This window comes from Streptomyces sp. Q2 (assembly GCF_056820935.1).
On sequence record NZ_JBXEJE010000008.1, the window covers coordinates 149,367 to 173,998 of the forward strand.

General features: G+C 71.2%; 27 protein-coding genes. 13 read left to right on the forward strand and 14 right to left on the reverse strand.

The genetic code is table 11. From position 1 onward, the window contains the following. Positions 1-58: 58 nt before the first annotated feature. Both ACWBNA_RS11070 and ACWBNA_RS11075 read right to left on the reverse strand, forming a co-directional pair. Positions 59-259: a ferredoxin gene (locus tag ACWBNA_RS11070; protein ID WP_482704104.1), complete on the reverse strand. Its 201-nt coding sequence runs from the start codon at positions 257-259 to the stop codon at positions 59-61. A gap of 12 nt (positions 260-271) precedes the next feature. Continuing rightward, on the reverse strand, positions 272-1,471 hold the full coding sequence (locus tag ACWBNA_RS11075) for a cytochrome P450 (RefSeq protein ID WP_482704105.1): 1,200 nt from the start codon (positions 1,469-1,471) through the stop codon (positions 272-274). A 330-nt stretch (positions 1,472-1,801) separates the two neighbouring features. Between ACWBNA_RS11075 and ACWBNA_RS11080 the strand changes: the two genes are divergently transcribed. Continuing rightward, on the forward strand, positions 1,802-2,434 hold the full coding sequence (locus ACWBNA_RS11080; protein WP_482704188.1) for a LysE family transporter: 633 nt from the start codon (positions 1,802-1,804) through the stop codon (positions 2,432-2,434). Positions 2,435-2,625: 191 nt separating this feature from the next. Further along, positions 2,626-3,069 (forward strand): nitroreductase family deazaflavin-dependent oxidoreductase, encoded by a 444-nt coding sequence (locus ACWBNA_RS11085; RefSeq protein WP_482704106.1) that lies wholly within the window; start codon positions 2,626-2,628, stop codon positions 3,067-3,069. A gap of 62 nt (positions 3,070-3,131) precedes the next feature. On the opposite strand, the gene ACWBNA_RS11090 is transcribed toward ACWBNA_RS11085, so the two are convergent. Continuing rightward, entirely contained in the window at positions 3,132-4,103 is a 972-nt protein-coding gene (locus tag ACWBNA_RS11090; RefSeq protein ID WP_482704107.1) for a cation diffusion facilitator family transporter, read from the reverse strand. Between the two features lie 111 nt (positions 4,104-4,214). Here ACWBNA_RS11090 and ACWBNA_RS11095 point away from each other — a divergent pair, with 111 nt between their 5' ends. Both ACWBNA_RS11095 and ACWBNA_RS11100 read left to right on the forward strand, forming a co-directional pair. Next, complete coding sequence (locus ACWBNA_RS11095) at positions 4,215-5,240, forward strand: glutathione S-transferase family protein (RefSeq protein WP_482704108.1); 1,026 nt, start codon at positions 4,215-4,217, stop codon at positions 5,238-5,240. Between the two features lie 13 nt (positions 5,241-5,253). Continuing rightward, positions 5,254-5,550: a DUF4235 domain-containing protein gene (locus ACWBNA_RS11100; RefSeq protein ID WP_482704109.1), complete on the forward strand. Its 297-nt coding sequence runs from the start codon at positions 5,254-5,256 to the stop codon at positions 5,548-5,550. A gap of 153 nt (positions 5,551-5,703) precedes the next feature. On the opposite strand, the gene ACWBNA_RS11105 is transcribed toward ACWBNA_RS11100, so the two are convergent. After that, complete coding sequence (locus ACWBNA_RS11105; protein ID WP_482704110.1) at positions 5,704-6,096, reverse strand: VOC family protein; 393 nt, start codon at positions 6,094-6,096, stop codon at positions 5,704-5,706. Positions 6,097-6,444: 348 nt separating this feature from the next. On the opposite strand from ACWBNA_RS11105, the gene ACWBNA_RS11110 reads away from it, so the two are divergent. Next, the gene (locus ACWBNA_RS11110; RefSeq protein ID WP_482704111.1) at positions 6,445-7,476 is read left to right on the forward strand and encodes a 7-epi-alpha-eudesmol synthase; all 1,032 of its coding nucleotides are present in this window, start codon (positions 6,445-6,447) and stop codon (positions 7,474-7,476) included. A gap of 61 nt (positions 7,477-7,537) precedes the next feature. On the opposite strand, the gene ACWBNA_RS11115 is transcribed toward ACWBNA_RS11110, so the two are convergent. Genes ACWBNA_RS11115 through ACWBNA_RS11135 form a run of 5 tightly spaced genes read right to left on the reverse strand, consistent with a single transcriptional unit; the run spans position 7,538 to position 11,863 of the window. Next, positions 7,538-8,788: a cytochrome P450 gene (locus ACWBNA_RS11115; protein ID WP_482704112.1), complete on the reverse strand. Its 1,251-nt coding sequence runs from the start codon at positions 8,786-8,788 to the stop codon at positions 7,538-7,540. Further along, positions 8,785-9,390, reverse strand: coding sequence for a GTP-binding protein (locus tag ACWBNA_RS11120; protein WP_482704113.1), 606 nt, complete (start codon positions 9,388-9,390; stop codon positions 8,785-8,787). The genes ACWBNA_RS11115 and ACWBNA_RS11120 overlap by 4 nt, the downstream gene beginning before the upstream one ends. Beyond that, positions 9,371-9,742, reverse strand: a complete 372-nt coding sequence (locus ACWBNA_RS11125) for a DUF742 domain-containing protein (protein ID WP_482704114.1) — start codon at positions 9,740-9,742, stop codon at positions 9,371-9,373. The genes ACWBNA_RS11120 and ACWBNA_RS11125 overlap by 20 nt, the downstream gene beginning before the upstream one ends. Next, a complete protein-coding gene (locus ACWBNA_RS11130; protein ID WP_043670271.1) occupies positions 9,739-10,149 on the reverse strand; it encodes a roadblock/LC7 domain-containing protein in 411 nt (136 codons plus the stop codon). The genes ACWBNA_RS11125 and ACWBNA_RS11130 overlap by 4 nt, the downstream gene beginning before the upstream one ends. Positions 10,150-10,153: 4 nt before the next feature. After that, positions 10,154-11,863 carry an ATP-binding protein gene (locus ACWBNA_RS11135; protein WP_482704115.1) on the reverse strand — a complete coding sequence of 570 codons (1,710 nt, stop codon included), beginning with the start codon at positions 11,861-11,863 and terminating at the stop codon, positions 10,154-10,156. A gap of 321 nt (positions 11,864-12,184) precedes the next feature. Here ACWBNA_RS11135 and ACWBNA_RS11140 point away from each other — a divergent pair, with 321 nt between their 5' ends. Next, on the forward strand, positions 12,185-12,547 hold the full coding sequence (locus ACWBNA_RS11140; RefSeq protein ID WP_482704116.1) for a DUF1304 domain-containing protein: 363 nt from the start codon (positions 12,185-12,187) through the stop codon (positions 12,545-12,547). Beyond that, positions 12,544-13,107 carry a TetR/AcrR family transcriptional regulator gene (locus ACWBNA_RS11145; RefSeq protein ID WP_482704117.1) on the forward strand — a complete coding sequence of 188 codons (564 nt, stop codon included), beginning with the start codon at positions 12,544-12,546 and terminating at the stop codon, positions 13,105-13,107. Before ACWBNA_RS11140 ends, ACWBNA_RS11145 begins: the two co-directional genes overlap by 4 nt. A 4-nt stretch (positions 13,108-13,111) precedes the next feature. Here ACWBNA_RS11145 and ACWBNA_RS11150 read toward each other — a convergent pair whose 3' ends face one another. Together ACWBNA_RS11150 and ACWBNA_RS11155 are read right to left on the reverse strand one after the other, a co-directional pair. Further along, the gene (locus tag ACWBNA_RS11150; RefSeq protein WP_482704118.1) at positions 13,112-13,978 is read right to left on the reverse strand and encodes a hypothetical protein; all 867 of its coding nucleotides are present in this window, start codon (positions 13,976-13,978) and stop codon (positions 13,112-13,114) included. Between the two features lie 81 nt (positions 13,979-14,059). Then, positions 14,060-15,028: a GlxA family transcriptional regulator gene (locus ACWBNA_RS11155; protein WP_482704119.1), complete on the reverse strand. Its 969-nt coding sequence runs from the start codon at positions 15,026-15,028 to the stop codon at positions 14,060-14,062. Between the two features lie 71 nt (positions 15,029-15,099). Here ACWBNA_RS11155 and ACWBNA_RS11160 point away from each other — a divergent pair, with 71 nt between their 5' ends. After that, the gene (locus ACWBNA_RS11160) at positions 15,100-16,059 is read left to right on the forward strand and encodes an NADP-dependent oxidoreductase (RefSeq protein ID WP_482704120.1); all 960 of its coding nucleotides are present in this window, start codon (positions 15,100-15,102) and stop codon (positions 16,057-16,059) included. A gap of 9 nt (positions 16,060-16,068) precedes the next feature. Here ACWBNA_RS11160 and ACWBNA_RS11165 read toward each other — a convergent pair whose 3' ends face one another. Further along, the gene (locus ACWBNA_RS11165) at positions 16,069-17,175 is read right to left on the reverse strand and encodes an NAD(P)-dependent alcohol dehydrogenase (protein ID WP_482704121.1); all 1,107 of its coding nucleotides are present in this window, start codon (positions 17,173-17,175) and stop codon (positions 16,069-16,071) included. A 25-nt stretch (positions 17,176-17,200) separates the two neighbouring features. After that, positions 17,201-18,655: an aldehyde dehydrogenase family protein gene (locus tag ACWBNA_RS11170; protein ID WP_482704122.1), complete on the reverse strand. Its 1,455-nt coding sequence runs from the start codon at positions 18,653-18,655 to the stop codon at positions 17,201-17,203. Between the two features lie 103 nt (positions 18,656-18,758). Here ACWBNA_RS11170 and ACWBNA_RS11175 point away from each other — a divergent pair, with 103 nt between their 5' ends. Both ACWBNA_RS11175 and ACWBNA_RS11180 read left to right on the forward strand, forming a co-directional pair. Then, on the forward strand, positions 18,759-19,196 hold the full coding sequence (locus ACWBNA_RS11175; protein WP_482704123.1) for a MarR family winged helix-turn-helix transcriptional regulator: 438 nt from the start codon (positions 18,759-18,761) through the stop codon (positions 19,194-19,196). A gap of 134 nt (positions 19,197-19,330) precedes the next feature. Next, positions 19,331-19,711, forward strand: a complete 381-nt coding sequence (locus tag ACWBNA_RS11180; protein WP_482704124.1) for an anti-sigma factor antagonist — start codon at positions 19,331-19,333, stop codon at positions 19,709-19,711. Between the two features lie 6 nt (positions 19,712-19,717). On the opposite strand, the gene ACWBNA_RS11185 is transcribed toward ACWBNA_RS11180, so the two are convergent. Next, positions 19,718-20,671: a ribose-phosphate diphosphokinase gene (locus ACWBNA_RS11185; RefSeq protein ID WP_482704125.1), complete on the reverse strand. Its 954-nt coding sequence runs from the start codon at positions 20,669-20,671 to the stop codon at positions 19,718-19,720. Positions 20,672-20,870: 199 nt separating this feature from the next. On the opposite strand from ACWBNA_RS11185, the gene otr(A) reads away from it, so the two are divergent. From otr(A) to ACWBNA_RS11200, 3 genes are all read left to right on the forward strand, one after another. Continuing rightward, the gene (otr(A), locus tag ACWBNA_RS11190; RefSeq protein WP_482704126.1) at positions 20,871-22,733 is read left to right on the forward strand and encodes a tetracycline resistance ribosomal protection protein Otr(A); all 1,863 of its coding nucleotides are present in this window, start codon (positions 20,871-20,873) and stop codon (positions 22,731-22,733) included. 221 nt (positions 22,734-22,954) lie between these two features. After that, positions 22,955-23,617 (forward strand): DUF4230 domain-containing protein, encoded by a 663-nt coding sequence (locus tag ACWBNA_RS11195; protein ID WP_482704127.1) that lies wholly within the window; start codon positions 22,955-22,957, stop codon positions 23,615-23,617. Between the two features lie 332 nt (positions 23,618-23,949). Beyond that, positions 23,950-24,582: a VanZ family protein gene (locus ACWBNA_RS11200; protein WP_482704128.1), complete on the forward strand. Its 633-nt coding sequence runs from the start codon at positions 23,950-23,952 to the stop codon at positions 24,580-24,582. Positions 24,583-24,632: the final 50 nt, after the last annotated feature.

Consider the following 24,632-nt stretch of genomic DNA (forward strand, 5'->3'; position numbering starts at 1 on the left):
CCCGGCACCCTACTGAAGCCGCCTGCCGGAGCATCGCCCAGGCCGGACGCGGGGAGCGTCAGCCCACCGTCTCGGACACCGTGATGGCGCTGACGGGGCAGGCCCGGGCGGCCTCCCGGACCTTCGGGTCGCCGCCGCCGTCCTCCCGGTCGGGCAGGAGGGCGCTGAAGCCGTCGTCGTCCTGGGTGAAGACGCCCGGGGCGGCCAGGGCGCACTGGCCGGCGCCGATGCAGACGTCCTTGTCGATGTCGATGCGCATGACCTGAGCCCCCTACCAGGTCACGGGGAGTTCCAGCATCCCCTGGATGGTGTCGCCGGGTTTGAAGGGGATCTCGTCCGCGGGGGCGGCGAGGCGGAGGCCGGGCAGCCGGGCGAAGAGCGTGTGCAGGGCGATCTCCATCTCGGCGCGGGCCAGGTTCTGGCCGAGGCACTGGTGGATGCCGAAGCCGAACGCGACGTGGTGGCGGGCGGACCGGTGCCAGTCCAGGGTGTCGGGGTCGGCGTACACCTCCTCGTCGCGGTTGATGACCGAGGTCGCGAAGACCACGCCGTCGCCCGCCCTGATCGTCGTGCCCGCCACCTCGATGTCCGCGGTCGCCGACCGCAGCAGGCCGTCGGCGATCGACAGCATCCGCATGAGTTCCTCGACGGCGGCGGGCAGCAGTGCGGGATCGTCGCGCAACTCGGCCAGCCGCCGCGGGTGCTGGAGGAGCGTGAAGGTGCCGAGGGAGATCATGTTGGCGGTCGTCTCGTGGCCCGCGACCAGCAGGATGATCGCCAGGGAGATCGCTTCTGGGCGGTCGATCTCCCCGTCGCGCAGCTGCTGGTGGACGAGTCCGTCCAGCACGCCGTCACCGGGCTCGCGCTGCTTTTCTTTGCGGTCGATCAACTCACCGACATACGACTCGAGTTGATCGCGTGCGTCCATGGTGTCGGCGGCCGTCGGGCCGCGCAGCAGGCGCCGGGACTGCCCTTCGAAGAAGTCGTGGTCGGCGTACGGGATGCCGAGCAGGGCGCAGATGACCGTCGACGGCACGGGCAGTGCGAAGGCGCTCACCAGCTCGGCGGGCGGTCCCTGGGCGATCATCGCGTCGATCCGCTCGTCCACGACCTGCTGGATGCGCGGGCGCAGTTCGGTGGCGCGTTTGAGGGTGAAACCGGGGACCATCATCCGCCGCTGGGCGCGGTGCTCGGGGTCGTCGACGCCGAGCAGTGCGGTCTTCCGGTCCCGGACGGCCGCGAAGCGCGCCGAGGGCGCGGGGAAATCGGGCCGGGTCCGATCGGTGGACAGGCGCGGGTCGGCCAGCAGGGCGCGGGCGGCGGCATGACCGCTGACCAGCCAGGCCGGGCTGCCGTCGAAGAGGGTGATCCGGGTGAGCGGCCGGGCGGTGCGCAGCGGATCGTAGGCGGCCGGCGGGTGGTAGGGACAGGTCCGGCTCTGGGGGAAGGCGACCGGTTCCGTTTCCGTCATGGCAGACCTCGCAGACGAAGGGTGCGGCATGCAGCATCATTAGATGCCCCGGGCATCTAAGGGGCGACGAGAAGTTCGGCCAGATCGGTGGCACGGGCGATATGGCCGGGGATCACCGCTCCCCGGGCGCGCATCGCACGGCCGGATCCACGGTCGGCCGGCGGACCGTCGTCGCACCTCGGAAATCCGGTTGTCCCCGCACGGCCGCCACCCCCAGGATCTGGCCATGCTGAAAACCGATGCCCCGCTGCCGCCGACCGCCACCGCCGTTCCTCCGGTGCGCGTCCAGCGGCAGTCCGGCCGTCCATGGAGGCCGACGCCCGCGCGCTCATGACCGCCGCGCTCGTCGCGGGACTGCTCGCGGGGTACGGCATCGCCGTCCCCGTCGGCGCGGTCGGCGCCTATCTGGTCTCCCTCACCGCCCGGACGTCCCTGCGAACCGGCGTCTGCGCCGCGCTCGGCGTGGCGGCCGCCGACGGGCTCTACGCCCTCGTGGCCACCCTCGGCGGCTCCGCCCTCGCCGGCGCGCTGCGGCCGGTGCTCGGGCCGCTGCGCTGGGCCTCCGCCCTGGTCCTGGTGGCGCTCGCGGTCCTGGGCGCGGTCACGGCCGTACGGCAGTACCGCGGCCACCGGCTCACCACCCGGGTCGACCCGCCTCCGCCGAGCCCCGGGCGGGCCTTCCTGGCGCTGCTCGGGATCACCCTGCTCAACCCCACCACCGTGGTCTACTTCGCCGCCCTGGTGCTCGGCACCCGTGCCGAGACGGCCGTACGCCCCCTGGAACAAGGGGTGTTCGTGCTGGCGGCCTTCGTCGCGTCCGCGAGCTGGCAGCTGCTGCTCGCCGGGGGCGGCGCCCTGCTGGGCCGGGCCCTGACCGGACACCGGGGGCGGCTGGCGACGGCAGTGCTGTCGAGCGGGGTGATGACGGCGTTGGCCGTGCGGATGCTGGTGGCTCCGTCATGAGTGGGCCGACCTGTCGTGCGGTGCGGTGGGGGCTGTGCCGTACAGGCTCGGTGCGGGCGGGTACCGGAGGAAGTAAGGGCCGGGCGGCACTCTTTGGGGCCGTCGGGGAACGCTGTACGGATGAAAACCGTTCGTACCGATGTTCAACCGGGACACGGACGAACGTAGCCGACGACGATGGGACGGATGCCATGCCTCTCGAGGGCGAGTACGAACCCAGCCCGACGGAATGGGTGCGCAAGCAGGTCGAGGAGTACGAGAGCTCCGGCGGCACGAAGGGCACCACCATGATGGGGATGCCCGTCATCCTGCTCACGACCCGTGGCGCGAAGAGCGGCAAGCTGCGCAAGACGCCGCTGATGCGCGTCGAGCACGAGGGGCGTTACGCCGCGGTCGCCTCCCTGGGCGGGGCGCCCAAGCACCCGGTCTGGTACCACAACGTCAAGGCCGATCCTCGGGTGGAACTCCAGGACGGTCCGGTGAAACAGGACATGACGGCCCGTGAGGTCACCGGCGACGAGAAGGCCGAGTGGTGGGAGCGCGCGGTGGCCGCCTATCCGCCCTACGCCGACTACCAGAAGAAGACAGACCGGGAGATACCGCTCTTCGTGCTGGAGCCCTCGGACGGGAACTGAACCTCCCGGAAAAAATTCTCGGCCCAGGACGCATGGACCCGCGTCCGCCGGGCACCCGAGCGTCAGGCCCCGCCGCGTTCCCCCGTCGCGGCGGGGCTTTCCCCTGTCTCGGCGGCGGGCCGGTCGGTCACGTCGAGGAAGATCTGGCCGGCCTCCGGGACGGTACTGGCGATGGACCGCTTGATCCGTACCGCGACCTCCTCGACCCGCTCGCTGTCCAGTCCGGGCACCAGGTCGATGCGGGCGGCCACCAGAAGCGAGTCCAGCCCCATCTTCATCGTGAACAGCGCCTCCACGCTGTCGATCTCGGGCTGCGCCTTCAGCAGCATCCGGATCCTGCCGCTGGACTCCGGGTCGGCGGCCTCCCCGATCAGCTGGTCCCGTGCCTCGCGGCCGAGGCGGTAGGCCACGTAGACCAGCAGGGCGCCGATCGCCAGCGACGCGGACGCCTCCCACACGACCTGCCCGGTGACCATGTGCAGCGCCATGCCGGCCATCGCGAGGGTGACGCCGAGCACCGCCGTGCCGTCCTCGGCGACGACCGTGCGCAGCGCCGGGTCGCGCAGGCCGTCCATGCCCCCGCCCTGTCGGCGTACCTGGTACAGGGCCCTGACCAGCGAGAGTCCTTCTGCGATGAGGGCGACGCCCAGCACGACCAGGCCCGCCACATATCCGCCGCGCGTCTCCTCGGCGCCGTTCCTGAGGGCCTCGATCCCTTGGAAGAAGGAGAAGCAGCCGCCCATCACGAAGATTCCGACGGCCGCGAGGAGCGACCAGAAGAACCGCTCCTTGCCGTAGCCGAAGGGGTGACGCCGGTCGGCGGGACGGCGGCTGCGGCGCAGTGCGGCGAGCAGGAAGACCTCGTTCATGCTGTCGGCCACCGAGTGCGCGGCCTCCGACAGCAGTGCCGGTGAGGCCGCGAGGAGCCCGCCGACGGCTTTGGCGACCGCGATCACGAGGTTGGCCGCGAGCGCCACGAGCACGGTGACGCGAGTCTTCCGATCCGCCGTCTGTTCTGAAGATGTACCTGTCACCTCCGCCGACTGCCCCGGTCGGTCCGGCTCACACCGTGCCGTCTGCGGAAAACGGGGAACGCGTTCACCAGGGCGGTCCGACAGCGGGCAGCCACGGAGCAGGGAGGAAGCATGGGTGCCGGGGACGACGGCAACAGCGAGTACGGCAAGAAGAGCTTCACCCGGTCCAAGAGCCACTTCGCGGACCGGATCACCGCGGACGGCCGGGACGGCTGGCCGGTTGAGGCGGGCCGTTACCGGCTGGTGGTGAGCCGCGCCTGCCCGTGGGCGAGCCGCTCGCTGATCTCCCGGCGCCTCCTCGGCCTGGAGGACGCGCTGTCCCTCGCCGTCGCCGACCCGATCCAGGACGACCGCAGCTGGCGCTTCACCCTCGATCCCGACGGCCGCGACCCGGTTCTCGGCATCCGCTACCTCAGCGAGGCCTATGACCGGCGGCAGAGCGACTACCCGGGCGGCGTGAGCGTGCCCGCGATCGTGGACGTGCCGAGCGGGAAGCTGGTCACCAACGACTACCAGCGCATCACCCTGGACCTCGCCACCGAGTGGACGGCCCTGCACCGGGAAGGCGCGCCCGACCTGTATCCGCAGGCGCTGCGCGACGAGATCGACGCGGTGATGGCGGACGTCTACCAGGACGTCAACAACGGCGTGTACCGGGCGGGCTTCGCCACCGGCCAGGAGGAGTACGAGGCCGCCTGCGCGGGAGTCTTCCGCCGGCTGGACCTGCTGACACCCCGGCTCGCCCGGCAGCGGTACCTGGTCGGCGACACCATCACCGAGGCGGACATCCGGCTGTTCACCACCCTGGTCCGCTTCGACGCCGTCTACCACGGCCACTTCAAGTGCAACCGCTGGAAGCTGACCGAGAACGAGGTCCTGTGGGCCTACGTCCGCGACCTCTACCAGACTCCGGGCTTCGGCGACACCGTCGACTTCGACCACATCAAACGGCACTACCACCAGGTGCACACCGGCATCAACCCGACCGGCATCGTGCCCCTCGGACCGGACCTGTCGGGCTGGCTGACACCCCATCACCGGGAGAAACTGGGCGGCCGGCCGTTCGGCGACGGGACGCCGCCGGGTCCGGTACCCGAGGGCGAGAAGGTCCCGGAAGACCACCGACCCATCCGCTGACAAGGAGATTCACGTGGCCAAGAAGAAGAAGCTGCCCCTCGTCTACAAGCCCGTCGGCTTCGTGCTGGGCTGGACGAGCGGAACCCTGGCGGGACTCGCCTTCCAGAAGACCTGGAAGGCGATCCGACACGAGGACGACGCGCCCGACGCCCTGGACCGGGACCGCGGCTGGGGAGAGATCCTGCTGGCCGCCGCGATCCAGGGCGCCATCTTCGCCGTGGTGCGCAGCGCGGTGGACCGCACCGGTGCCAAGGCCATCGAACGCTCGACGGGCGTGTGGCCGGCCGACGACAAGGGCGGCCGGGACTGACGGCGGCCAGTGGTCACGCCCGGACGGGGGTCATCCCCGCCCGGGCGCTTCACCCTGTTCGTACGGGGCCCAGCCCCGTTCGTACGAGCCTCAGCCCTGTTCGTACGAGCCTCAGCCCTCTTCCTACGGGGCCCAGCGACGCCCGGTCGCGGCTCAGCCCTGCTTGGGCGCCGTCGACGGGATCAGGCGCAGCGTGAAGGAGTGGCCGGCCGGATCGGCGTAACCGCGTTCCTCGTACGGTCCGGCCGCGTCCTTGGTCTCCAGGGGCCGCCCGCCGAGCCCGATCACCTTGCGCTCGGCCTCGTCCAGGTCGTCCACCACGAAGTCGATGTGGGCCTGGAGGGCGTTCTCGGGCCGGGGCCAGCTCGGCGGCGTGGCGTTCACGTCGCGGCGGAAGGCCATGCACATCCCGCCGGCGCCCCTGATCTCGACCCGGTTGGCACTCTCGTGCGTCTGCTCGGCGCCCAGCAGCTCCTTGTAGAACACGGCGAGCTTCTCGGGCTCGGCGCAGTCGAGCACGACCACGCCCGCTTTGACCAGTGCCATGTCTCCTCCGAAGGTCCGGGGCGCGGAACGGTGGTGTCCCGCCACCCTGTACCTAGCGGATATCCCGACCTGGCCGATTCAGTCGGCCTCCCGGGTCAATCGCCCACAGGTGAGGGCGCGTTGACACGTGTGGGAGGGGAGGGAGTATACGCAGCTCAACTGGGCTGTGCAGTAACGGACATCACGGCCAGGTCACGGTGTAGATCATTTACGCTCTGGGCAGCCTCGTAGCGCTTCTCGGTTCAACTTTCGGCCATAGAAGCCCAGTTCGAGTGCACGGGGCGGTCGTCGTGACTGCCCGCTCGCAGGGGCGGGGGGCTCTGCGTCACGTCTCCCGAAAGGAAGCACATGCCTCAGGACGTCCGGTTCGACCTCCCCTTCGACACCCCCGTCAGCGAACACCTGGAGTACGCCCGGGCGCGCCATCTGCGCTGGATCTGGGACATGGGCCTGGTCCGCAGTCTGGCCGGGTTCGAGGAGTACAAGTCCTGGGACCTGCCGCAGGCCGCCGCCCGCACCTACCCGCACGCCTCGGCGGACGACATGGTCGTCCTGATGAACTGGTTCTCCCTGGCCTTCCTCTTCGACGACCAGTTCGACGCGAATCAGCCGGACCGCGCGGACCGCATAGCGGAGGTCGCGCGCGAGCTCATCGTCACACCGCTGCGGCCGGCGGGAATCCGCCCCCGGGTGGTCTGCCCCATCACGCTGGCCTGGGCGGAGGTCTGGAACCATCTCTCCGATGGCATGTCCCTGACCTGGCGGACCCGGTTCGCCGCCTCCTGGGGACGTTTCCTCGTGGCCCACTGCGAGGAGGTCGACCTGGCGGCCCGTGGGCTGGCGGGGACCCTGGGGCTCGACGAGTACGCCGAGTTCCGGCGTCGCACGGTCGGCATCCACCACAGCATCGACGCGGGAGAGCGCAGCCGCGGCTTCGAGGTGCCGCCGCAGGCGATGGCGCATCCGGTGATGGAGCGGATGCGCGACCTGGCCGCCGACACGATCGGGTTCATGAACGACATCCACTCCTTCGAGCGCGAGAAACGCCGGGGCGACGGTCACAACCTGATCGCCGTGCTGCACAGGGAGCGGTCCTTCTCGTGGAAGGAGGCGGCCGCCGAGGCTTACCGCATGACGACCGCCTGCCTCGACGAGTACCTGGAACTCGAGGCCCGCGTCCCGCGAATGTGCGACGAGCTCGGCTTCGACGAGGAACAGCGCGCCCGGGTGCTGATGGGCGTGGAGGCCATCCAGCACTGGATCAACGGCAACTACGAGTGGGCCCTGGTCTCGGGCCGCTACGCGGCGGCCAAGGACGGACCCGCGGCCGCCGCCGAACTGGCCGGACGAGGCTCGGTGGACGACCTGCTGGCCGTGTGACGGGACAGCGCTGCCCGGTCGGTGGTCCGACCGGGCAGCGGGAGTGCGCGCGCCGCGGGCGCTACACGGGGAACTCGACCGGCAGGCTGTCCAGCCGGGACTCCCACGTGGAGGCCGTCGAGCCGAGCTCGTCCGCCGGTACGGCCAGACGCAGGCCCGGCAGCCGGTGCAGCAGGACGTCCACGCCGATCTCGATGATGGACTGGCCGATGCTCTGCCCGGGGCACTCGTGCGGGCCCGCGCTGAACGCGAGATGCGACTGGTTGCCCTGGACGGAGACCCCCGGATCGGGCCGGACCTCGGGGTCGAGGTTGCCCGGTGCGAGCCCGAGGACGAGCAGGTCGCCCTCCTGGATGTGGTGCCCGCCGAGTTCGAGGTCGGTGGCGGCGAAGCGCCCCGGCATGACCGCCAGCGGCGGCGTGTTCCACATGACCTCCTCCACCACCGCGGAGATGTTCAGCTGACCGCTGACCAGACCGGCGAGGCGGGAGGCGTCGGTGAGGACCAGTTGCAGCACCCGGGCCAGCAGGTTGCTGGTCGTGGTGTGCGCGGCGATCAGCACCAGGCGCAGATGGCTGACGACCTCCTCCATGTCGAGACCCGCGTGGTGTTCGAGCAGGGCGGTGGCGAAGTCCGAGCCCGGCTCGGCCTGCTTGCGGGCGGCGAGTTCGCCGAGGATGCCGACGATGCGGTCGTTGTGGGCCAGTGCCCCCTCGCCGCCCTTGAGGACCTGGGCGCAGGACTCGACCAGGCTGCGGCCCTCCGCCGCGGGGAGGCCGAGGATGCGGGTGAGGACCAGCATCGGCAGGTGCTCGGCGTACTCCGCCACCAGGTCGGCCCGCCCGGTGTCGGCGAACGCGTCGATCTGCTTGTTCGCGAAGTGCGTGACGTGCCGCCGGATTCCGCGGCCGGCCGCGGCCTGCAGCCCGTCGGTGACGGCGCCGCGCAGCCTGCGGTGCGGTTCGCCGTCCTGGGAGACGCAGTCGGGGCGCCAGGCGAGCATCGGGACCAGCGGCGAGGTCTCCTCGATCCGGCCGTCCTGCCAGTCCCGCCAGATCCGGGCGTCCCGGCTGAACTGGCGGGGGTTGTCCAGCACCCGCCGGTTGTCGCGGTAGCCGAGGACCAGCCAGGCGGCGACGTCACCCTCGAGCAGGACGGGGGCCACGGAACCGTGTTCCTTGCGCAGCCGCTCGTAGATGCCGTGCGGGTCGGTCGCCGCCTCCGGACCGTACAGCCGGGCGAGATCGGCTCCGCCGTGGGCGACGGGGCAGCCGCGCGGGGCGTCGGTGCCGTCTAAGGTCTGATCGTTCATCGGGGCTCCAGTGCGACGGCGGAGCGTTCCTTCAAGTGACGTATCAGGGCCACGAGTACGTCACGGCTGGAGGCCCGGTCGCGGGCGTCGCAGGCCACGATCGGGGTGTGCGGGGAGATGTCCAGGGCGTCCCGGATCTCTTCGACCGGGTGGTTCCTGGAGTCGGGGAAGACGTTCAGGGCGATCACGAAGGGGACGTTCTGCCGCTCCATCTCCTCGATCGCCCGGAAGCTGGAGGCGAGCCGACGGGTGTCCACCAGGACGACCGCGCCGAGCGCGCCCTTGAACAGGCCGTTCCACAGGAACCAGAAGCGCTCCTGGCCGGGCGTGCCGAACAGGTAGAGCACCAGCTTCTCGTTGATGCCGATCTTGCCGAAGTCCAGACTGACCGTGGTCTCGGTCTTGTCGGCGACGCCGATGAGGTGGTCGTCGTCGGCGCTGGCCTGGGTGAGGGTCTCCTCGGTGGTCAGCGGCTTGATGTCGCTGACCGAGCGGACCATCGTGGTCTTCCCGGTCCCGAAGCCGCCGGCGATCATCACCTTCACCGAGCGAGTGCCCCCGGCAGCCGGACCGCCGGGATGGTCAAAGCCTTTGAAGTCCACTGAGTACCTCCTCAAGGAGCGCGAGGTCTGGCCCGCGACCGGCGTCGTGCGCCGGGATGGGGTCACGGGCTTCGACGCGGCCTGCCTCGAGCAGATCCGCCAACAGCACCGCGAGAATGTTGAAGGGCAATCCGAGATGGGCGCCGAGTTCGGCCACCGACAGCGGATCGCGGCAGCGTCGAAGGATCTCCTCGTGCTCGTGCTGCATACCCGGGACGGGGGCGGTGCGGGAGACGATGAGGGTCGCCACGTCGAGACTCGACGCCGGACCGCCCGGTCCGCTACGCCCTCCGGTCAGGACGTAGTAGCGCTCGAGACCGGACGGGTCCGTGGGCCGACGGGGAGCACTCATCCAGAGTGCTCCTCCAGGCGCGGAGTGGTGCCGAGGAGCTCACCCATCCGGCGGGCCATATCCCTCATCTGGTGTCCGAGCAGCCCCTGGTCGAGGCCTTCCCTGGCAAGGACACCGAGATACGTCTCCACGCCGGCGCGTACGACGAAGAGGTGGCCGCCGTCGACCTCGATCATCGCCAGCCTGAGCTGCCCCGCGTACTTGGGGAACTGCTCGGCGACCGGCTGGGCCAGCGCCTGCAGGCCGGCCACCACGGCCGCGAATCGGTCCACGTCGTCGGGGTCTTCGGCGCCAAAGGAGGTGATTGCCTTGCCGTCGCTGGAGGCCACGAGGGCGAAGCGGATCTCCGGGATGGATTCCACCAGATCGCGCAGCGCCCAGCTCACGTCGGTTCCCTGTTGCGTCATGGGACTAGTCGCTCTCTTCAGTGCGGTGCTCTGCGGACTCGCGGCCGTCGGGCGTGCCGGTCGCCTCGACGGACTCGCGTCCGGCGGTGGCGAAGGCGGCCAGGCCGGTGAAGGAAGCGTCGGGCGGAACGGCCATGACGCCGGTCTCCTCGGTCCGCTCGGCGCGCTCGGCCGGCTGGTGCCGCTCCGACTCGTTGCGCTTGCTCCTTCGTTTGGGCAGTCCGCCGGGGGTGGTGTCCGCGGCGTCGGTCTCCTGCGCCGCGGCTTCCACGCCGGCCGGGACCTGGGCCGCAGTCGCCGCGGCGGCCTGGACCACCGGTGCCGTCGCCGCGGGGGTGACCGCGGGCAGCTGGCTGAAGTACTTGTGCGGGACCACGACCACCACCGAGGTGCCGAGCCAGGGGGAGTCCGCGAAGGTGACGCGGATGCCGTAGCGGCGGGCGAGGGCGCCGACGACCCGCAGGCCGAGGTTGGCGTCCTCCGAGACACCGCCGAGGCCCGGTCCGGCCCCGGTGCCCGCGAGGGCGTTCTCGGCCTCGCGCTTCTTCTCCTCACTCAGACCCTTGCCGGAGTCCTGGATCTCGATGCCGACGCCGTTGGGGACCTCCTTGCCGGAGACGACCACCGGCTCGGTGGGCGGCGAGTAGCGGGCCGCGTTGTCCAGCAGGTGGGCGAAGATCAGCGTGAGGTGGTCGACCAGACCGCCGTCCACGCCGAGTTCGGGCAGGTGGCGCACCTGGACACGGTGGAAGTCCTTGATGCGGCCGATGCCGCCGCGCACCACGCTCAGCAGACGCTGCGGCTCCTGCCACTGCCGGCCGGGCCGGTCCGAGCCGCCGAGCACGCCGATGCTGGCGGCGAGACAGTCGGCGGGGCCGATCTCCTGGTCGAGCTCCATCAGGCCGCGGGCGACGGCCGGCAGCCGGCCGTGCTCGCCCTGCATCTCGTGCAGACGACCGCGGAGCTTGCTGGTCAGCACGTGGATGCGGTTGCCGATGCTGATCACGGCCTGCTCGGCGGAGGTCGAGCGGTTGAACTCCTCCTCCACACCGATCAGCGCGGTCCGCAGGATCTTGCGGAGTTCTGCCTGGAGGTCGGCACTGACCTTCGCGCACTGGTTGGTGCTGGGCAGCAGGTCGTCGATGGCGTCGCCGTCGCGCAGGCGCTTGAGCGCGTCCGGCAACTGCTCGCCGGCGAGGCGCGCGACCGCGTCCTGCTGGTGCGTCAGCTGCTCCTTCCAGACCTCGGCCTGGTCGGCGAGCTGCGACTCGTAGGACGTGGCCTGCTCGGCGAGCCGTGCCTCGTACGCGGAGGTCTGCTCGGCCAGCCGTGCATCGAACGCCCGTGACTGCTCGGCCAGTTGCACCTCGTAGGCGCCCGCCTGGTCGGCGAACTGCGCCTCCTGGGCGGCGCGCTCGGCCGAGAACTTGCGCTCCAGACCGGCGACATGCTGCTGCCACTGCTGGGAGTGCTCGGCCTGCGAGGTACGGAAGGAGCCCTCCGTCCGGCGCAGTTCGGTCCGGGCGCGGAGCAGGAGACGAACGCACACGGCGCTGGCTGCCGTCGCGGCAACGCCGGCGACGGCGGCGGTTATTCGCTCCGAGCTCATGAACGTGGCGGCAACCGTCCCGCCTCCTAAGGCCAGCGGCATCAGCCACCAGCTGTACCAGGCGACAGGGGCCCGCGCCGCCGGGGGCGGAGTGGCGAGTTCCATCTGCATCCTTCGAAGCAACACGATCCAACAAGGGGGGTGTTCAAGGGGGGACCGCACTCATGAGTACGCACCACGCGACGACCGATCGAAATCGCGTCAACTCGCAGCGCCGACCCGGAGCTTATCGGGTTTGATGCGGAAAGGATCAAACGCATCCGCCTGGCGGAGGTGAGGGTTCCATCACTGTCAGACAAGAACCCACACATCGACAAATCCCTTTACGTACCTACGGGGTCGCCCCGCACCATCCGTCGCAGTGGACTTTCTGGACAGCTGTCCAGCTATAGTGGACACCCGTCCAAGAAACAGAGGAAGCGACTCATGGAGATCCTGGCGAGTGTGCTGGTCGGTCTGGTGGCCGCCCTGCACGTCTACATCCTGGTGATGGAAATGTTCCTGTGGCAGAAGAAGCCCGGCAGGGCGCTGCACGGGTTCGACCGGGAGATGGCCGCGGCGACCGCGCCGATGGCCGCCAACCAGGGGCTCTACAACGGGTTCCTCGCAGCGGGGCTGGTGTGGGGGCTGGTCGCCCCGGATCCCACCGGCTTCCGGGCACAGGTGTTCTTCCTGGTCTGTGTCGTGGTCGCCGGCGTCTTCGGCTCCGTCACCGCCAACCGCCGCATCCTGTTCGCGCAGGCCCTGCCGGGCGCGCTCGCCCTGGGTGCCGTCCTGCTGGCCCGGTGAGCCGGGACACCCCGCAGGACCCGCGGGCCGCGCGCACCCGGGCGCGACTGCGGCAGGCCCTGCTCGACGAGTGCGCCGAGCGGCCCCTCGCGGAGGTCGGCGTGGCCGCGCTGGTGCGCCGCGCCGGGGTCGGACGGGCCACGTTCTACGTCCACTACGACGGCCTGGAGGCGCTGGCGGTCGACGCCTGCGCGGACGTCGTGCGCGAGGCCGTGGACGCGCTGCACGCCTGGCGCGGGCGGCCCGACCCGGTGCACGCGCCGCCCGCGCTGGCGGAGTTCTTCGACTCGCTCGCCCCACGGGCCGCGCTGTACCGGGTGCTGCTGACCCCGGGCGGCGGCGGCCCGCTGGGCCGCGTGCTGCACCGGGATCTGCGCGCCTACAGCCTGCGCGAGCGCGAACTCGCGGGCGCGGCTGACGCCCCGCTGGTCGCCTCGGCCGTCGCCGCCACCTTCGCCGGGGTCCTGGCCGACTGGCTGCACGGCCTTCTCGAGGCCGACGCCCGCGAGATCGCCGACCAGGTCTGGCAGTTGCTGGTCGCCCTGCACGCGAGCCGCTGAGGCGTCACTTGCAGGCCACTCCCCGTTCGGCCAGGGGCCAGGCCTCCACGCCGTCAGGGGTGCGGACGTACGCCCTGGAGGGATCGTCCGTCAGCCACAACTCCCGCTCGTCCAGGCGGTATCCGGTGTCCCGGGCGTCCTCGGGCAGGCGGACGTCCCCGTCGTACGGGGCGGCGAGCAGGCCGCTCTCGAACACGCCGTCGGGATCGCGCACGTACTGCCGGCTGTCCTCGCCCCGGCCCAGCTGCAGGAAGTGCGCGCTCTGCCAGTCACAGTGTTGCGGACCGGCGTTGCTGCTCACGGTGGTGGTGGGGATCCGCTTCCCGCTCCGGTCGGTCCAGATCTCGTACTCCTTGGAGTCGGTGAAACTCGCCGGGAGTTCGGCCGGATCGCAGGAGGCGTTGGTCTCCGGGCCCCAGCCCGGCCGGTTCTCGTGGTCCTTGGCGACGACGACGGCCACCTTGGTCCGGCCCGCCACGTCGTAGGAGTAGAGGACGCGGCCGTTCTCCTCGCGCTCCTGGCGGTAACCGGACCGGGGGACCTCCGGCTGCTCGATGTCGAAGTACAGCTTCAGTCCCTCCTCGGGGGTCGATCCGCCGTCCCCCTTGCTCCATGTCTCGCCGTGGCCACCCGAGTAGACCTCCCCGTCGCACTCCAGCGCCCGGCCCGCGGCGCCCGACTCGATGAGCGCGGCCCGCTCGGTGTTCTCGTCCAGGTCGTCCAGGTCCTTCGTGGGCAGGTACAGCGGTCCGCCGTAGGGCGTGGCCGGGGCCGTCCCCTCGACGACCACGTCGGCTCCGTCCCCGGCCCCGCACCCGCCTATGGCCGCCGTCGCCGCCAGTACCGCCACCGTCGCGAGCCCTCTGCGCATCCCCGCCCCTGTTCCCCGTCACCTGAGTCACGGTCCCCTGATCACCGTCCGGACCTCCGACGTGGCAGCGGCACGAAACGTTCAGCGGGCCGCCGTCTGGAACGTCCGCCGGTACGCCTGCGGCGAGACCCCGATGGAGGCGTGCAGGTGCTGGCGCAGGGAGGCGCCCGTGGCGAAGCCGACCTGTCCGGCGATCTGGTCGACGGACAGGTCGCTGGCCTCCAGCAGGTGCCGGGCCCGGGCCACCCGCTGCTGGATCAGCCAGCGGCCGGGGCTGAGGCCGACCTCCTCGTTGAAGCGGCGGGCGAAGGTGCGCGGGCTCATCCGGGCGTGGCCGGCGAGGTCGGCCAGGGTCAGGGGTTCGCCGAGGCGCTCCAGGGCCCAGGCCCGGGTCGCGACGGTGCTCGCGGCACCCTGTTCCGGGACCGGCTGCTCGATGTACTGGGCCTGGCCGCCGTCCCGGAAGGGCGGGACCACGCAGCGGCGGGCGACCTTGTTGGCCAGTTCGCTGCCGTGGTCCTGACGGATCAGGTGCAGGCAGACGTCCACGCCGGAGGCCGCTCCGGCCGAGGTGAAGATGCGGCCGTCGTCGACGAAGAGGACGTCGGGGTCGAGGGCGATGTGCGGGTACATGCGCTGGAAACGGTCGGCGAGCTGCCAGTGGGTCGTGGCCCTGCGGCCGTCGAGCAACCCGGCCGCGGCCAGGACGAACGCGCCCGTGCAGATGGAGACGATCCGCGCGTCGGGGCGGATGCACGCGAGGGCGGCGGCGACCTCTTCGGGGAGGTCGGCGGTCACCCGGGAGGGCGAGACGGGCGCGATCACCACGGTGTCGGCCGTGGCGATGATCTCGGGGCCGTGTTCGACGCCGATGGTGAAGTCCGCGTCGCTGCGCACCGGGCGGCCGTCGACGGTGCAGGTCAGCACCTCGTACCGGCCGTCGGCCGCGCCGAGGATCCGGCTGGGGATGCCCAGTTCGAAGGGGTACACACCATCGAGGGCCAGCACCACGACCCGCTCGCCTGCCTTGACCCGCTCCCCATGCGTCATGGCAAGATTCTATCGAAGGTTGGCAATCATGCCATTTCCCGGGTGGGCGGCTCCCGGCAGGCTGGTTCACCATGAGCACTGTGAGCACTGCGAAGACGATGCGAGCCATCAGCCAGGACGTCCTCGGCGGTCCCGAGGTCTTGAAGGAAGTGGAGCTGGAGGTCCCACGTCCGCGCCCGAACCAGGTGCTGGTCCGGGTCCGCGCCGCCGGCCTCAACCCCACCGACTGGAAGCACCGGGCGACTGGTGGCTTCCTGGGCGAGCCGCCCTTCGTGCTCGGCTGGGACGTGTCCGGCGTGGTCGAGGCGGTCGGCATCGGTGTCGCCACGTTCCGGCCCGGCGACGAGGTGTTCGGCATGCTGCCGTACCCCTTCGGCAGCGGCTCGCACGCCGAGTACGTCATCGCGCCGGTCCGCGCCCTCACGCACAAGCCGTCCGTCATCGACCACACCCAGGCGGGCGCGCTGCCTCTGGTGTCCCTGACCGCGTGGCAGGCCCTGGTCGAGAACGCGGACCTGCGGCCGGGTCAGCGGGTCCTGATCCACGCGGCGGCGGGCGGGGTCGGGCACGTGGCCGTGCAGATCGCCAAGGCGCGGGGCGGCTACGTGATCGGCACGGCGAGCGCGGGCAAGCACGACTTCCTGCGCGAGATCGGCGTGGACGAGGCGATCGACTACCGGGAGACGGACTTCGCCGAGGCCGTGAAGGACGTCGACGTCGTCCTGGACACGCTCGGTGGTGAGACCTCCGTGAAGTCGCTGCGCGTGCTGCGGCGGGGCGGGATCGTGGTGTCGATCCTGCCGGTCGGGTCGGACGACTTCCACGAGGAGGCCGAGCGGCTCGGCGTCCGGGCTCTCAGGATGCTCGTGGACGCCGACCGGGCCGGGATGCGGGCGATCGTGGACCTCGTGGAGCAGGGGAAGTTGAGGGCCACGATCGCGGGCACCTTCCCGTTGGCCGATGCCGCCGAGGCGCATGCGCTGGGCGACACCGGCCGGACCACGGGGAAGCTGGTCCTCACGGTCGACTGATCCGGCGGGTCAGAAGGTGAGCACGGGCTTGATCGCCTTGCCCGCGCGCATGTCCGTCACCGCCTGGTCGATGTCCGCGAACGGATAGGTGCTGATCAGGCGGTGCAGCGGGAGCCGCCCCTCCTTCACCAGCCGGACCAGGGCGGGGATGAAGGTCTGCGTCTCGGCGTCGCCGAGGGTGAGGCCCACGACCTGCTTGCCGCCGAGCATCCCGTTGACGTCCAGGGCGACCTCGGTGCCGAACGCCGGGGCACCGACGATGACCAGGGTGCCGCGGGCGGCGAGCGCGTCGACGCCCTGGCGCAGCACGGCGACGTTGCCCGTGGTCTCGACGATGCCGTCCGCACCCTGACCGCCGGTGATCTCGGCGAGGGCCTCGGCGAGGTCGGCCTCGCTCGCGTCGATGGTGTGGGTGGCCCCCAGCTCCCTTGCCAGGGACAGGCGTTCGCCGACCCGGTCGACGGCGACGATGGTGGTGGCGGGGCTGAGGGCGGCGGCCATCACGGCCGACAGGCCGACGGCTCCGGCGCCGAGGACGACGACGGTGGATCCGGTGACCGGCTTCAGTACGTTCCACACGGCGCCGACGCCGGTCTGGACACCGCAGCCCAGCGGGGCGATCGACTCCAGCGGCACGTCCGCGTCGACCTTGACCAGGCTGCGCTCGTCCACCAGGGCCCGCTCGGCGAACGAGGACTGGCCGAAGAAGTGCCCGCCGAGGGCCTGGCCGTCCCGGCTGATGGTGCTGCTGCCGTCGGCGCGGCAGCCGCCGATGAGGTTCAGCGGCAGCCAGGTGGCGCAGTACGCGGGGTGGCCGCCCCGGCAGTTGCGGCACTCGCCGCAGGAGGTGAAGGACAGCACGACGTGGTCGCCGGGCGCGACGCCGGTGACGGCCGAGCCGACTGCCTCGACGACACCGGCGCCCTCATGGCCCAGTACGCCGGGCAGCGGGAAGGGCAGACCGCCGCTCGCCACGCCGAGGTCGGTGTGGCACAGGCCGGTCGCCACCATGCGGACGACCGCCTCGTGCGGGCCGGGCTCGTCGAGCTGGACGTCGCTGAGCGTGAAGGGTGCCCCGCCGGACTCGACGACGGCGGCGCGGGTGGTGATGGACATCGTGGGAACTCCCTGAAGGACGCGCTCAGTCGAGCGAGACGACGACGGACTTGACCCTGGTGTAGGCGGCGAGCGCCTCGGTCCCGTACTCGCGGCCGTAGCCGGAGTCCTTGACCCCGCCGAACGGGACGGCCGGGTCGAGCATCGCCCAGTCGTTGATCCAGACGATGCCCGCCTGGAGCCGTTCGGCGACGCGGTGGGCGCGGGCGAGGTTTGTCGTCTGGACGCCCGAAGCCAGGCCGTACGGTGTGGAGTTGGCGAGCTGGACGGCCTCCGCCTCGGAGTCGAAGGGCTGCACGGTCAGGACGGGTCCGAAGATCTCCTCCTGGACGACCCGGGAGTCGTTGGGCAGGTCGGCGATCACGGTGGGCAGGTAGTAGTAGCCGCCGTCGAGGTCGAGGCGTTCGCCGCCGCAGACGATGCGGCCGCCCTCCTTGCGGGCGAGCTCGACGTACTCCTCGACCTTCTTGAGGTGCCTCTCCCCCGCCATCGGTCCCACGACGGTCTCGGGCTGCCGGGGGTCGCCGACCGGTACGCCGGGGACGGCCTCGGCGAGGATGCCGAGCAGGGTGCTGTACACCGGGCGGGACACGAGCAGCCGTGGGCCGCCCATGCAGAACTGTCCGGTGTTGAAGACGAAGCCCTTGATGACGGAGCCGACCGCTTTCTCCAGGTCGGCGTCCTCGAAGACGATGTGGGCCGCGTTGCCGCCGAGCTCCATGGTGACGGGCTTGAGGTTCTCGCCGGCGATGCTCGCGGCGTGCCGGCCGACGGCGGTGGAGCCGGTGAAGGCGATCTTGTCGACGCCCTTGTGCCTGAGCAGTGCCTCGCCGGCCACCGGGCCGGCGCCGGTGACGACGTTGACCACGCCGTCCGGGACGCCGGCTTCGCGCAGCAGCCCGGCCATGTACAGGGCGCTGAGCGGGGTCTCGTCGGCCGGCTTGTGGACCACCGTGTTCCCGGCCGCGAGCGCCGGGGCGATCTTGGAGCCGGCCAGGATGAGCGGGAAGTTGAAGGGGGTGATCGCCGCGACCACGCCGAGGGGTTCGCGCCGGGTGTACGCGAGGGCGTTCATGGGGGTGTCGCGGACCGCGCCGTCCAGGGAGTACGCGAGGGCGGCGAAGTGTTCGTAGTCGTTGGCCGCGTTCGTCACGTCGACGGCCTGGCACAGGCTGATCGGCTTGCCCACGTCCAGGCTCTCCAGCGCGGCGAGCTCGTCGGCGTTCTCGCGGATCAGCTGGGCGACCCGGTGCAGGATCCGGCCCCGCTCGCGGCCGCTCATTCCCGACCACGTGCCGCTGTCGAAGGCCTCACGTGCGGCGCGTACGGCCGCGTCCACGTCGGTGGCGCCCGCCTCGGCGACGGTGGTGACGACCACGCCTCGGGACGGGTCGACCACGTCGGTGCGCGCGCCGTCGGCGGCCTCCCGCCACTGCCCTCCGATGAACAGCTGTCCGGGTTCGATCTCGATGGTGGTCATCGCCACTCCTCAGCCTCATCGCCAAGATTTCAACCAACAGGATTCCTGTTGGTTCGCAGTCTCATTACAGACAGGTTTCCTGTCAATGCTCTAACCTGAAGTCATGCTCGACACCCAGGCAGTCAAGACACCGCCGTCTCTCCTCTACATGGTGAAGCAGGTGGAGCTGGTCGTGCGCTCCCACCTCGATGACCTGGTCAAGCCCTCCGGGATCACCGCACTGCAGTACACCGCGCTCACCGTGCTGGAGCGACACGACGGGCTCTCGGCGGCCCAGCTGGCCCGTGACTCGTTCGTCACCGCCCAGTCCATCGCCGATCTCGTACGGTCACTGGAGAACCGTGGACTCGTGCGCCGGGAGCGCAACCCCCGCAATCGCCGCGAGCTGCTCATCCTGCTGACCGACGCCGGCCGCGAGGTGCTGGCGCTGCACGAGGGGCCCGTGCGGGAGCTGGAGGAGCGGATGGTCCGGGACCTGACCGCACACCAGTCCGAGCAGCTCCGCCAGGCACTCACCAAGGCATGGCACGCCTTGTCGTAAGACCCCGCCGCAATTCGAAGACATATGTCAATCGAACATGCTCAAATTCATTCCATCGGGGGTAACTTGCAGGACGGGGAACGGATTTGCGCGCACCCCCGCCCCGTGAAGAGCCGGATGGAGGCGAGGTCGTCGTGGAGCAGGTACCCGCACCGCTCACCCGGCATCTGCGCGTCCACCAGAACCGGGGACACACGGTGCTGGAGTTCCGCGGGGAGATCGACATCGCCGCGGCCATGGAGATCATCCCGTACCTGGACCGGGTGACGGGGCGGCCCGACGTCCGCATGGTGATCGACCTCAGCCGGGTCGAGTTCTTCGACTGCTCCGGCCTGCGGCTGCTGTACCGGGCCCGCAGCCGGGTGCTGGACCACGGCGGCCGACTGCTCCTGGTCTGCACGCATCCGCTCACCCTGCGGGTCCTGCGCGTCACGGGCCTCGCCCGGCTGCTGCCGCCGATGCCGACGCTGGACGCGGCCCTGGGGCAGCCCGAGTCCACGTCCGGCTCCGTGTGACCGCGGCTATTCGGTTCGCGGCGCGTCGAACAGGGCGCTGACCGACTCACCGTTGTGAATGCGGCGTACCGCCTCGGCGAGCGCCGGGGCGACGGTCAGGATCCGCAGCTTGTCCGTGCGCTCCTGCTCGGGGACCGGCACGGTGTTGGTGCACACGATCTCCAGTACGTCCGGCTGCTCGCCGATCCGCTTGAGCGCCCCGTCCGCGAACAGTCCGTGCGTGCAGGCGACCCGGATGGAGCGCGGCCCCAGCTCCCGCAGCCGCTCCAGGAGTTCGAGGACCGTGCTCCCCTTGGCGATCTCGTCGTCCAGCACGATGACGTCCCGGTCGGCGACCTCGCCGATGACCGAGTTGATGCTGACCCGGTCGTCCGCGAACCGCTGCTTGGCGCCGGCCGCCACCTGGGCGCCGATCAGCCGGGCGAAGGCGGCGGCCTCCTTGGCGTTGCCGAGATCCGGCGAGACGACGGTGGTGCGGGACAGGTCGTACTGCCGGAAGTGCACGGCCAGCTCCCGCAGCGCGTGCAGGTGGTCGACCGGCACCGAGAAGAAGCCGTGCACCTGCGGCGAGTGCAGCGTCATCGCCAGGACCCGGCTCGCACCGGCCGCCACCATCAGGTCGGCGACCAGCCGCCCGCCCAGCGAGATACGGGGAGCGTCCTTCTTGTCGGAGCGGGCGTAGGAGTAGTGCGGCATGACGACGGTGATCCGCCCGGCCGACGCACCGCGCGCCGCGTCGCACATCAGCAGGAGCTCCACGAGGTGTTCCTGCACCGGCCTGACCAGCGGCTGGATGAGGTACACGTCCCGTTCCCGGCAGTTCGCCTGGAGCTGCACCTCCAGACAGTCGTTCGCGAACCGGCTGACCCGGGTGGGACTGAGCGGCACACCGAGATGCGCGCAGACCTCCTGGGCCAGCTCGGGATGGGCGCTCCCGCTGAATACCGCGATGTCTCGCACGACCTGCTCCTCGCATGATCATTCCGGCTGCCGGGGCTCATGCTACGGGCCGCGCGAAAACCGGTTGCGGACCGTCCACGGGCACGAGCCATGATGGGGACGTCCCGGTTCCCTCACGTCAGGACCCCTCGCATGCGCCGACTCCTCGACAACCCCCAGCGCCCCTACTGGACGACGGTTCTCGAGGACACGACCACGCATGCACACCCTGAACATCGGAATCCTGGCCCACGTCGACGCCGGTAAGACCAGTCTGACCGAGCGGCTGCTGTTCGACCACGGCGCCATCGAGCGGCTCGGCAGTGTCGACGCCGGTGACACCCGCACGGACGACGGGACGATCGAGCGGCAGCGCGGCATCACCATCCGCTCCGCCGTCGCCGCCTTCACCGTCGGTGACACGCAGGTGAACCTCATCGACACCCCGGGCCACTCGGACTTCATCGCCGAGGTCGAGCGCGCCCTGGAGGTCCTCGACGGCGCGGTGCTGCTGCTGTCCGCCGTGGAGGGCGTACAGGCGCAGACCCGTGTCCTGATGCGGACCCTGCGGCGGCTGCGGCTGCCCACCCTGGTCTTCGTCAACAAGATCGACCGGGCGGGCGCCCGCTCCGACGCCCTGCTCGCCGACATCCGGCGCAGGCTGACCCCGCACATCGCGCCGCTCACGGACGTGACCGGCATCGGTACGGCCGAGGCCCGCGCGGTGCCGCTCCCGGCCGGCCGGGAGCTGGCCGAGGCGCTCGCCGAGGTCGACCCGGACGTCCTGGCGGCGGTCGTGGACGGCCCCGAGCCGACCGGGGACGACCTGCGCAAGGCGCTGGCCGCCCGCACCGCCGACGGCTCCTTCCACCCCGTCCTCTTCGGCTCGGCCCTCGGCGGCCAGGGCGTCGCCGAACTGGCCGAGAGCGTGACCCGGCTGATCCCGCCGGCCCCCACGACGACGGGCCGAGCACCACGCGGCACGGTGTTCGCGGTACGGCCCGGCCCCGGTGGCGAGCGGACGGCGTACCTGCGCCTCTACGACGGTGAGGTGACCCGGCGGCGGCGCCTCACGTTCCTGCGGCGCGAGGCCGACGGCCGGACCACGCAGGTGACCGGACGGGTGACACACCTGGACGTCGTCGGCGGGGCGGAGCAGCTCACCGCCGGGAACATCGCGGCCCTGAGCGGCGTCGCGGGCATCCGCGTGGGCGACCGGCTCGGCGACGGCCGAGACGACCGCGCCCCGCAGTTCGCGCCGCCGACACTGGAGACCCTGGTCAGGGCCCGCCACCCGGAACAGGCGGCACCCCTGCGCGCCGCCCTGCTCGCCCTCGCCGACCAGGACCCGCTGACGCACGCCCGTCCGGCCGCCTCGGGCGCCACGGCACTGCTCCTGTACGGCGAGGTCCAGATGGAGGTCCTCGCGGCGACGCTCGCCGACGACTTCGGGATCGAGGCCGACTTCGAGCCGGGCCGGGTCCGGTTCCTGGAGCGCCCGGCCGGGGTCGGCGAGGCCTGGGACGAGCTGCCGTGGCACGACCGCACCCGCTACTGGGCGACGGTCGGCCTGCGCGTGGAGCCGGGACCGCGCGGCTCCGGCGGGGTGTTCACCTACGAGACGGAACTCGGCGCACTCCCCCGCGCCTTCCACCAGGCCATCGAGGAGACGGTCCACGCGACCATGGAAACCGGGCTGCACGGCACCTCCGTCACGGACTACCGGGTCACACTGACCCGGTCCGGCTTCTGCGCGCCGCTCAGCACCGCCGCCGACTTCCGCGGACTCACGCCGATCGTGCTGCGCGGAGCCCTGGAGCAGGCGGGGACCAGGCTGTACGAGCCGTACCACGCCTTCGAGGCGGAAATCCCGCTGGACGCGCTGGCGCCGGTCACCGCCCACCTGGCCGCCGCCGGCACCGAGTTCACGGGGACGACGGGCGGCGCCACGGCGTGGCTGATCACCGGTGAGCTGCCGGCCCGGCGGGTGCGCGAGGTCGAGCTGCGGCTGCCCGGGCTGACGCACGGCGAGGGGGTGTGGTGGTCGCGGCCGTCCGGTGACCGTGAGCTCGGACGAGGGTGATCTGGTGGGGCGGGCCGGGCTCGGGGAAGCTGATGTGGTGCGGGGGACGAAGAGTCCGGGAGGTGCTGTCCGCGCTCATCCGGGCCTCCGAACGCGCCGATAGGACGGGTTCCGCACACAATGCGCCCTCCTTGCCTCCGTCAGCGGTGTCAATCAGCCAACGAGACGGTCTGCCAAGGCCTTTGAGGGGAATTCGAACAGTAGGAAGGAGGGCCGTCGCCATGACGACTCCCATCAGGCGCGTGTCCACACGTATGCCGGGCTGGGCGAAGGCGGTGAGCGCCGTGGTACTGGTGCTCGTCGTGTTCTTCGCCGGGATCCGGCTGAGCGTGCTGCCGGGTCTCAAGGACCTGTTCGGCACGGAGACGCACGACCGTTCGGGTCCCGCACTGCTCCAGTCCATCCAGGACATCAGCCGTTACGACGCCGCCTCCGGCAACTTCCAGATCGTCGTCGACCTGGAGAAGGACACCAAGTACCTGCCCGACGCGATCCGCGGCTCCCGCACCCTGTACGTCGGGGCGGGCACCGTCGACGCCTACGTCGACCTCGGCAAGGTCGGCAAGAACGACGTGACGGTCAACGGCGACCGTACGTCCGCCACCCTGCGGCTGCCGCACGCGCAACTCGGCAAGGCGTCCCTCGACGCCGACCGTTCCTACGCGGTCTCCAAACAGCGCGGTCTCCTCGACCGCCTCGGCGACCTCTTCTCCGACAACCCCAACAGCGAACAGGCCGTGCAGAAGCTCGCGGTACGGCACATCAGCGAGGCGGCGAAGGACAGTGAGCTGACCAAGCGTGCCGAGACGAACACCACGAACATGATGAAGGGCCTGCTGGGCTCCCTCGGCTTCAAGAAGGTGGAGGTCAGCTACGGCACCTGATCGCCTGAGCCGCTGAGCGGCTTGGCCCGGCCGGGCACGGCGAGCAGCTCCGGTCGGGTGACGGGCACGGCCGTCATGGTGTCCGGGATCCGGCACAGCCGGTGCCGGGTCTCGGGCCGCTCGCCGGAGCGGGCCGCCTCGTACGCGTATCGGTCCTCGGATGCGATAGGCCGGGGCCGAGGTACAGCCCGGTGAGCGGTCCGCCCGCGGCCTCCTCCGTGGCGGACGTGCCGAAGAGCGGGCGGGGCGACCCGGGGCGGCCCGGCCGCATCTTCGGTCTGTTCGCGGGTAACCGCCCTGTGACGCAGGCAAGTTGAAGACCGGAGGACCGCATGGCCCGTACAGCCTCAAGTCCACGTACCGCTTTTCGCCTGCGCTCCCTCAGGCCCGGCAAAGCCACGAAGCCGGAGGAGACCGCCAAGACCGCCAAGGGCGGCAAGAGCGGCAAGGGCGGCAAGGCCGAGAGGGGTGGCAAGAGCGGCAAGGCCGAGGGGAGATCGCGCTCGGCCCGGCGTGAGCGGCATTCCGTGCCCTTTCCTCTCCGTCTGCTGGCGATGCTGTGCGCTTTCGCGGTGATGGTGGCGTTCGCCGTCGTCCTGGCCCGGCTCACCCTGGAGCCCTCCCCCGCCTCGGAGGCGCTGACGCACACCAACGTGCGGCCGGGGCGCTCTCTGCGGGCCTACCTGGACCAGCCCGCGCTGCGGGACGCCGTCAAGCAGATCGGCGGGAACCTGCTGCTGGGCGTCCCCTTCGGCGTGCTGGTGCCGGTCGTCGCCCCGCGAACCCGCGGGATCCTGCGCGTGCTCCTGCTGACGGCGACCGTCATGCTCCTGGTGGAGTTCGCCCAGGGCGCGTTGATCACCGGCCGGGCCTTCGACATCGACGACGTCATCCTCAACACGACCGGGGCTCTGCTGGGCTACCTCCTGCTGGGCAGGCGCCTGAGCCGGGCCGTGCACAGCTGAGGCCGAAGGGGGAGGGGGAGGGGGCCCGGGTCGGCCTCGCCACGCTCCCC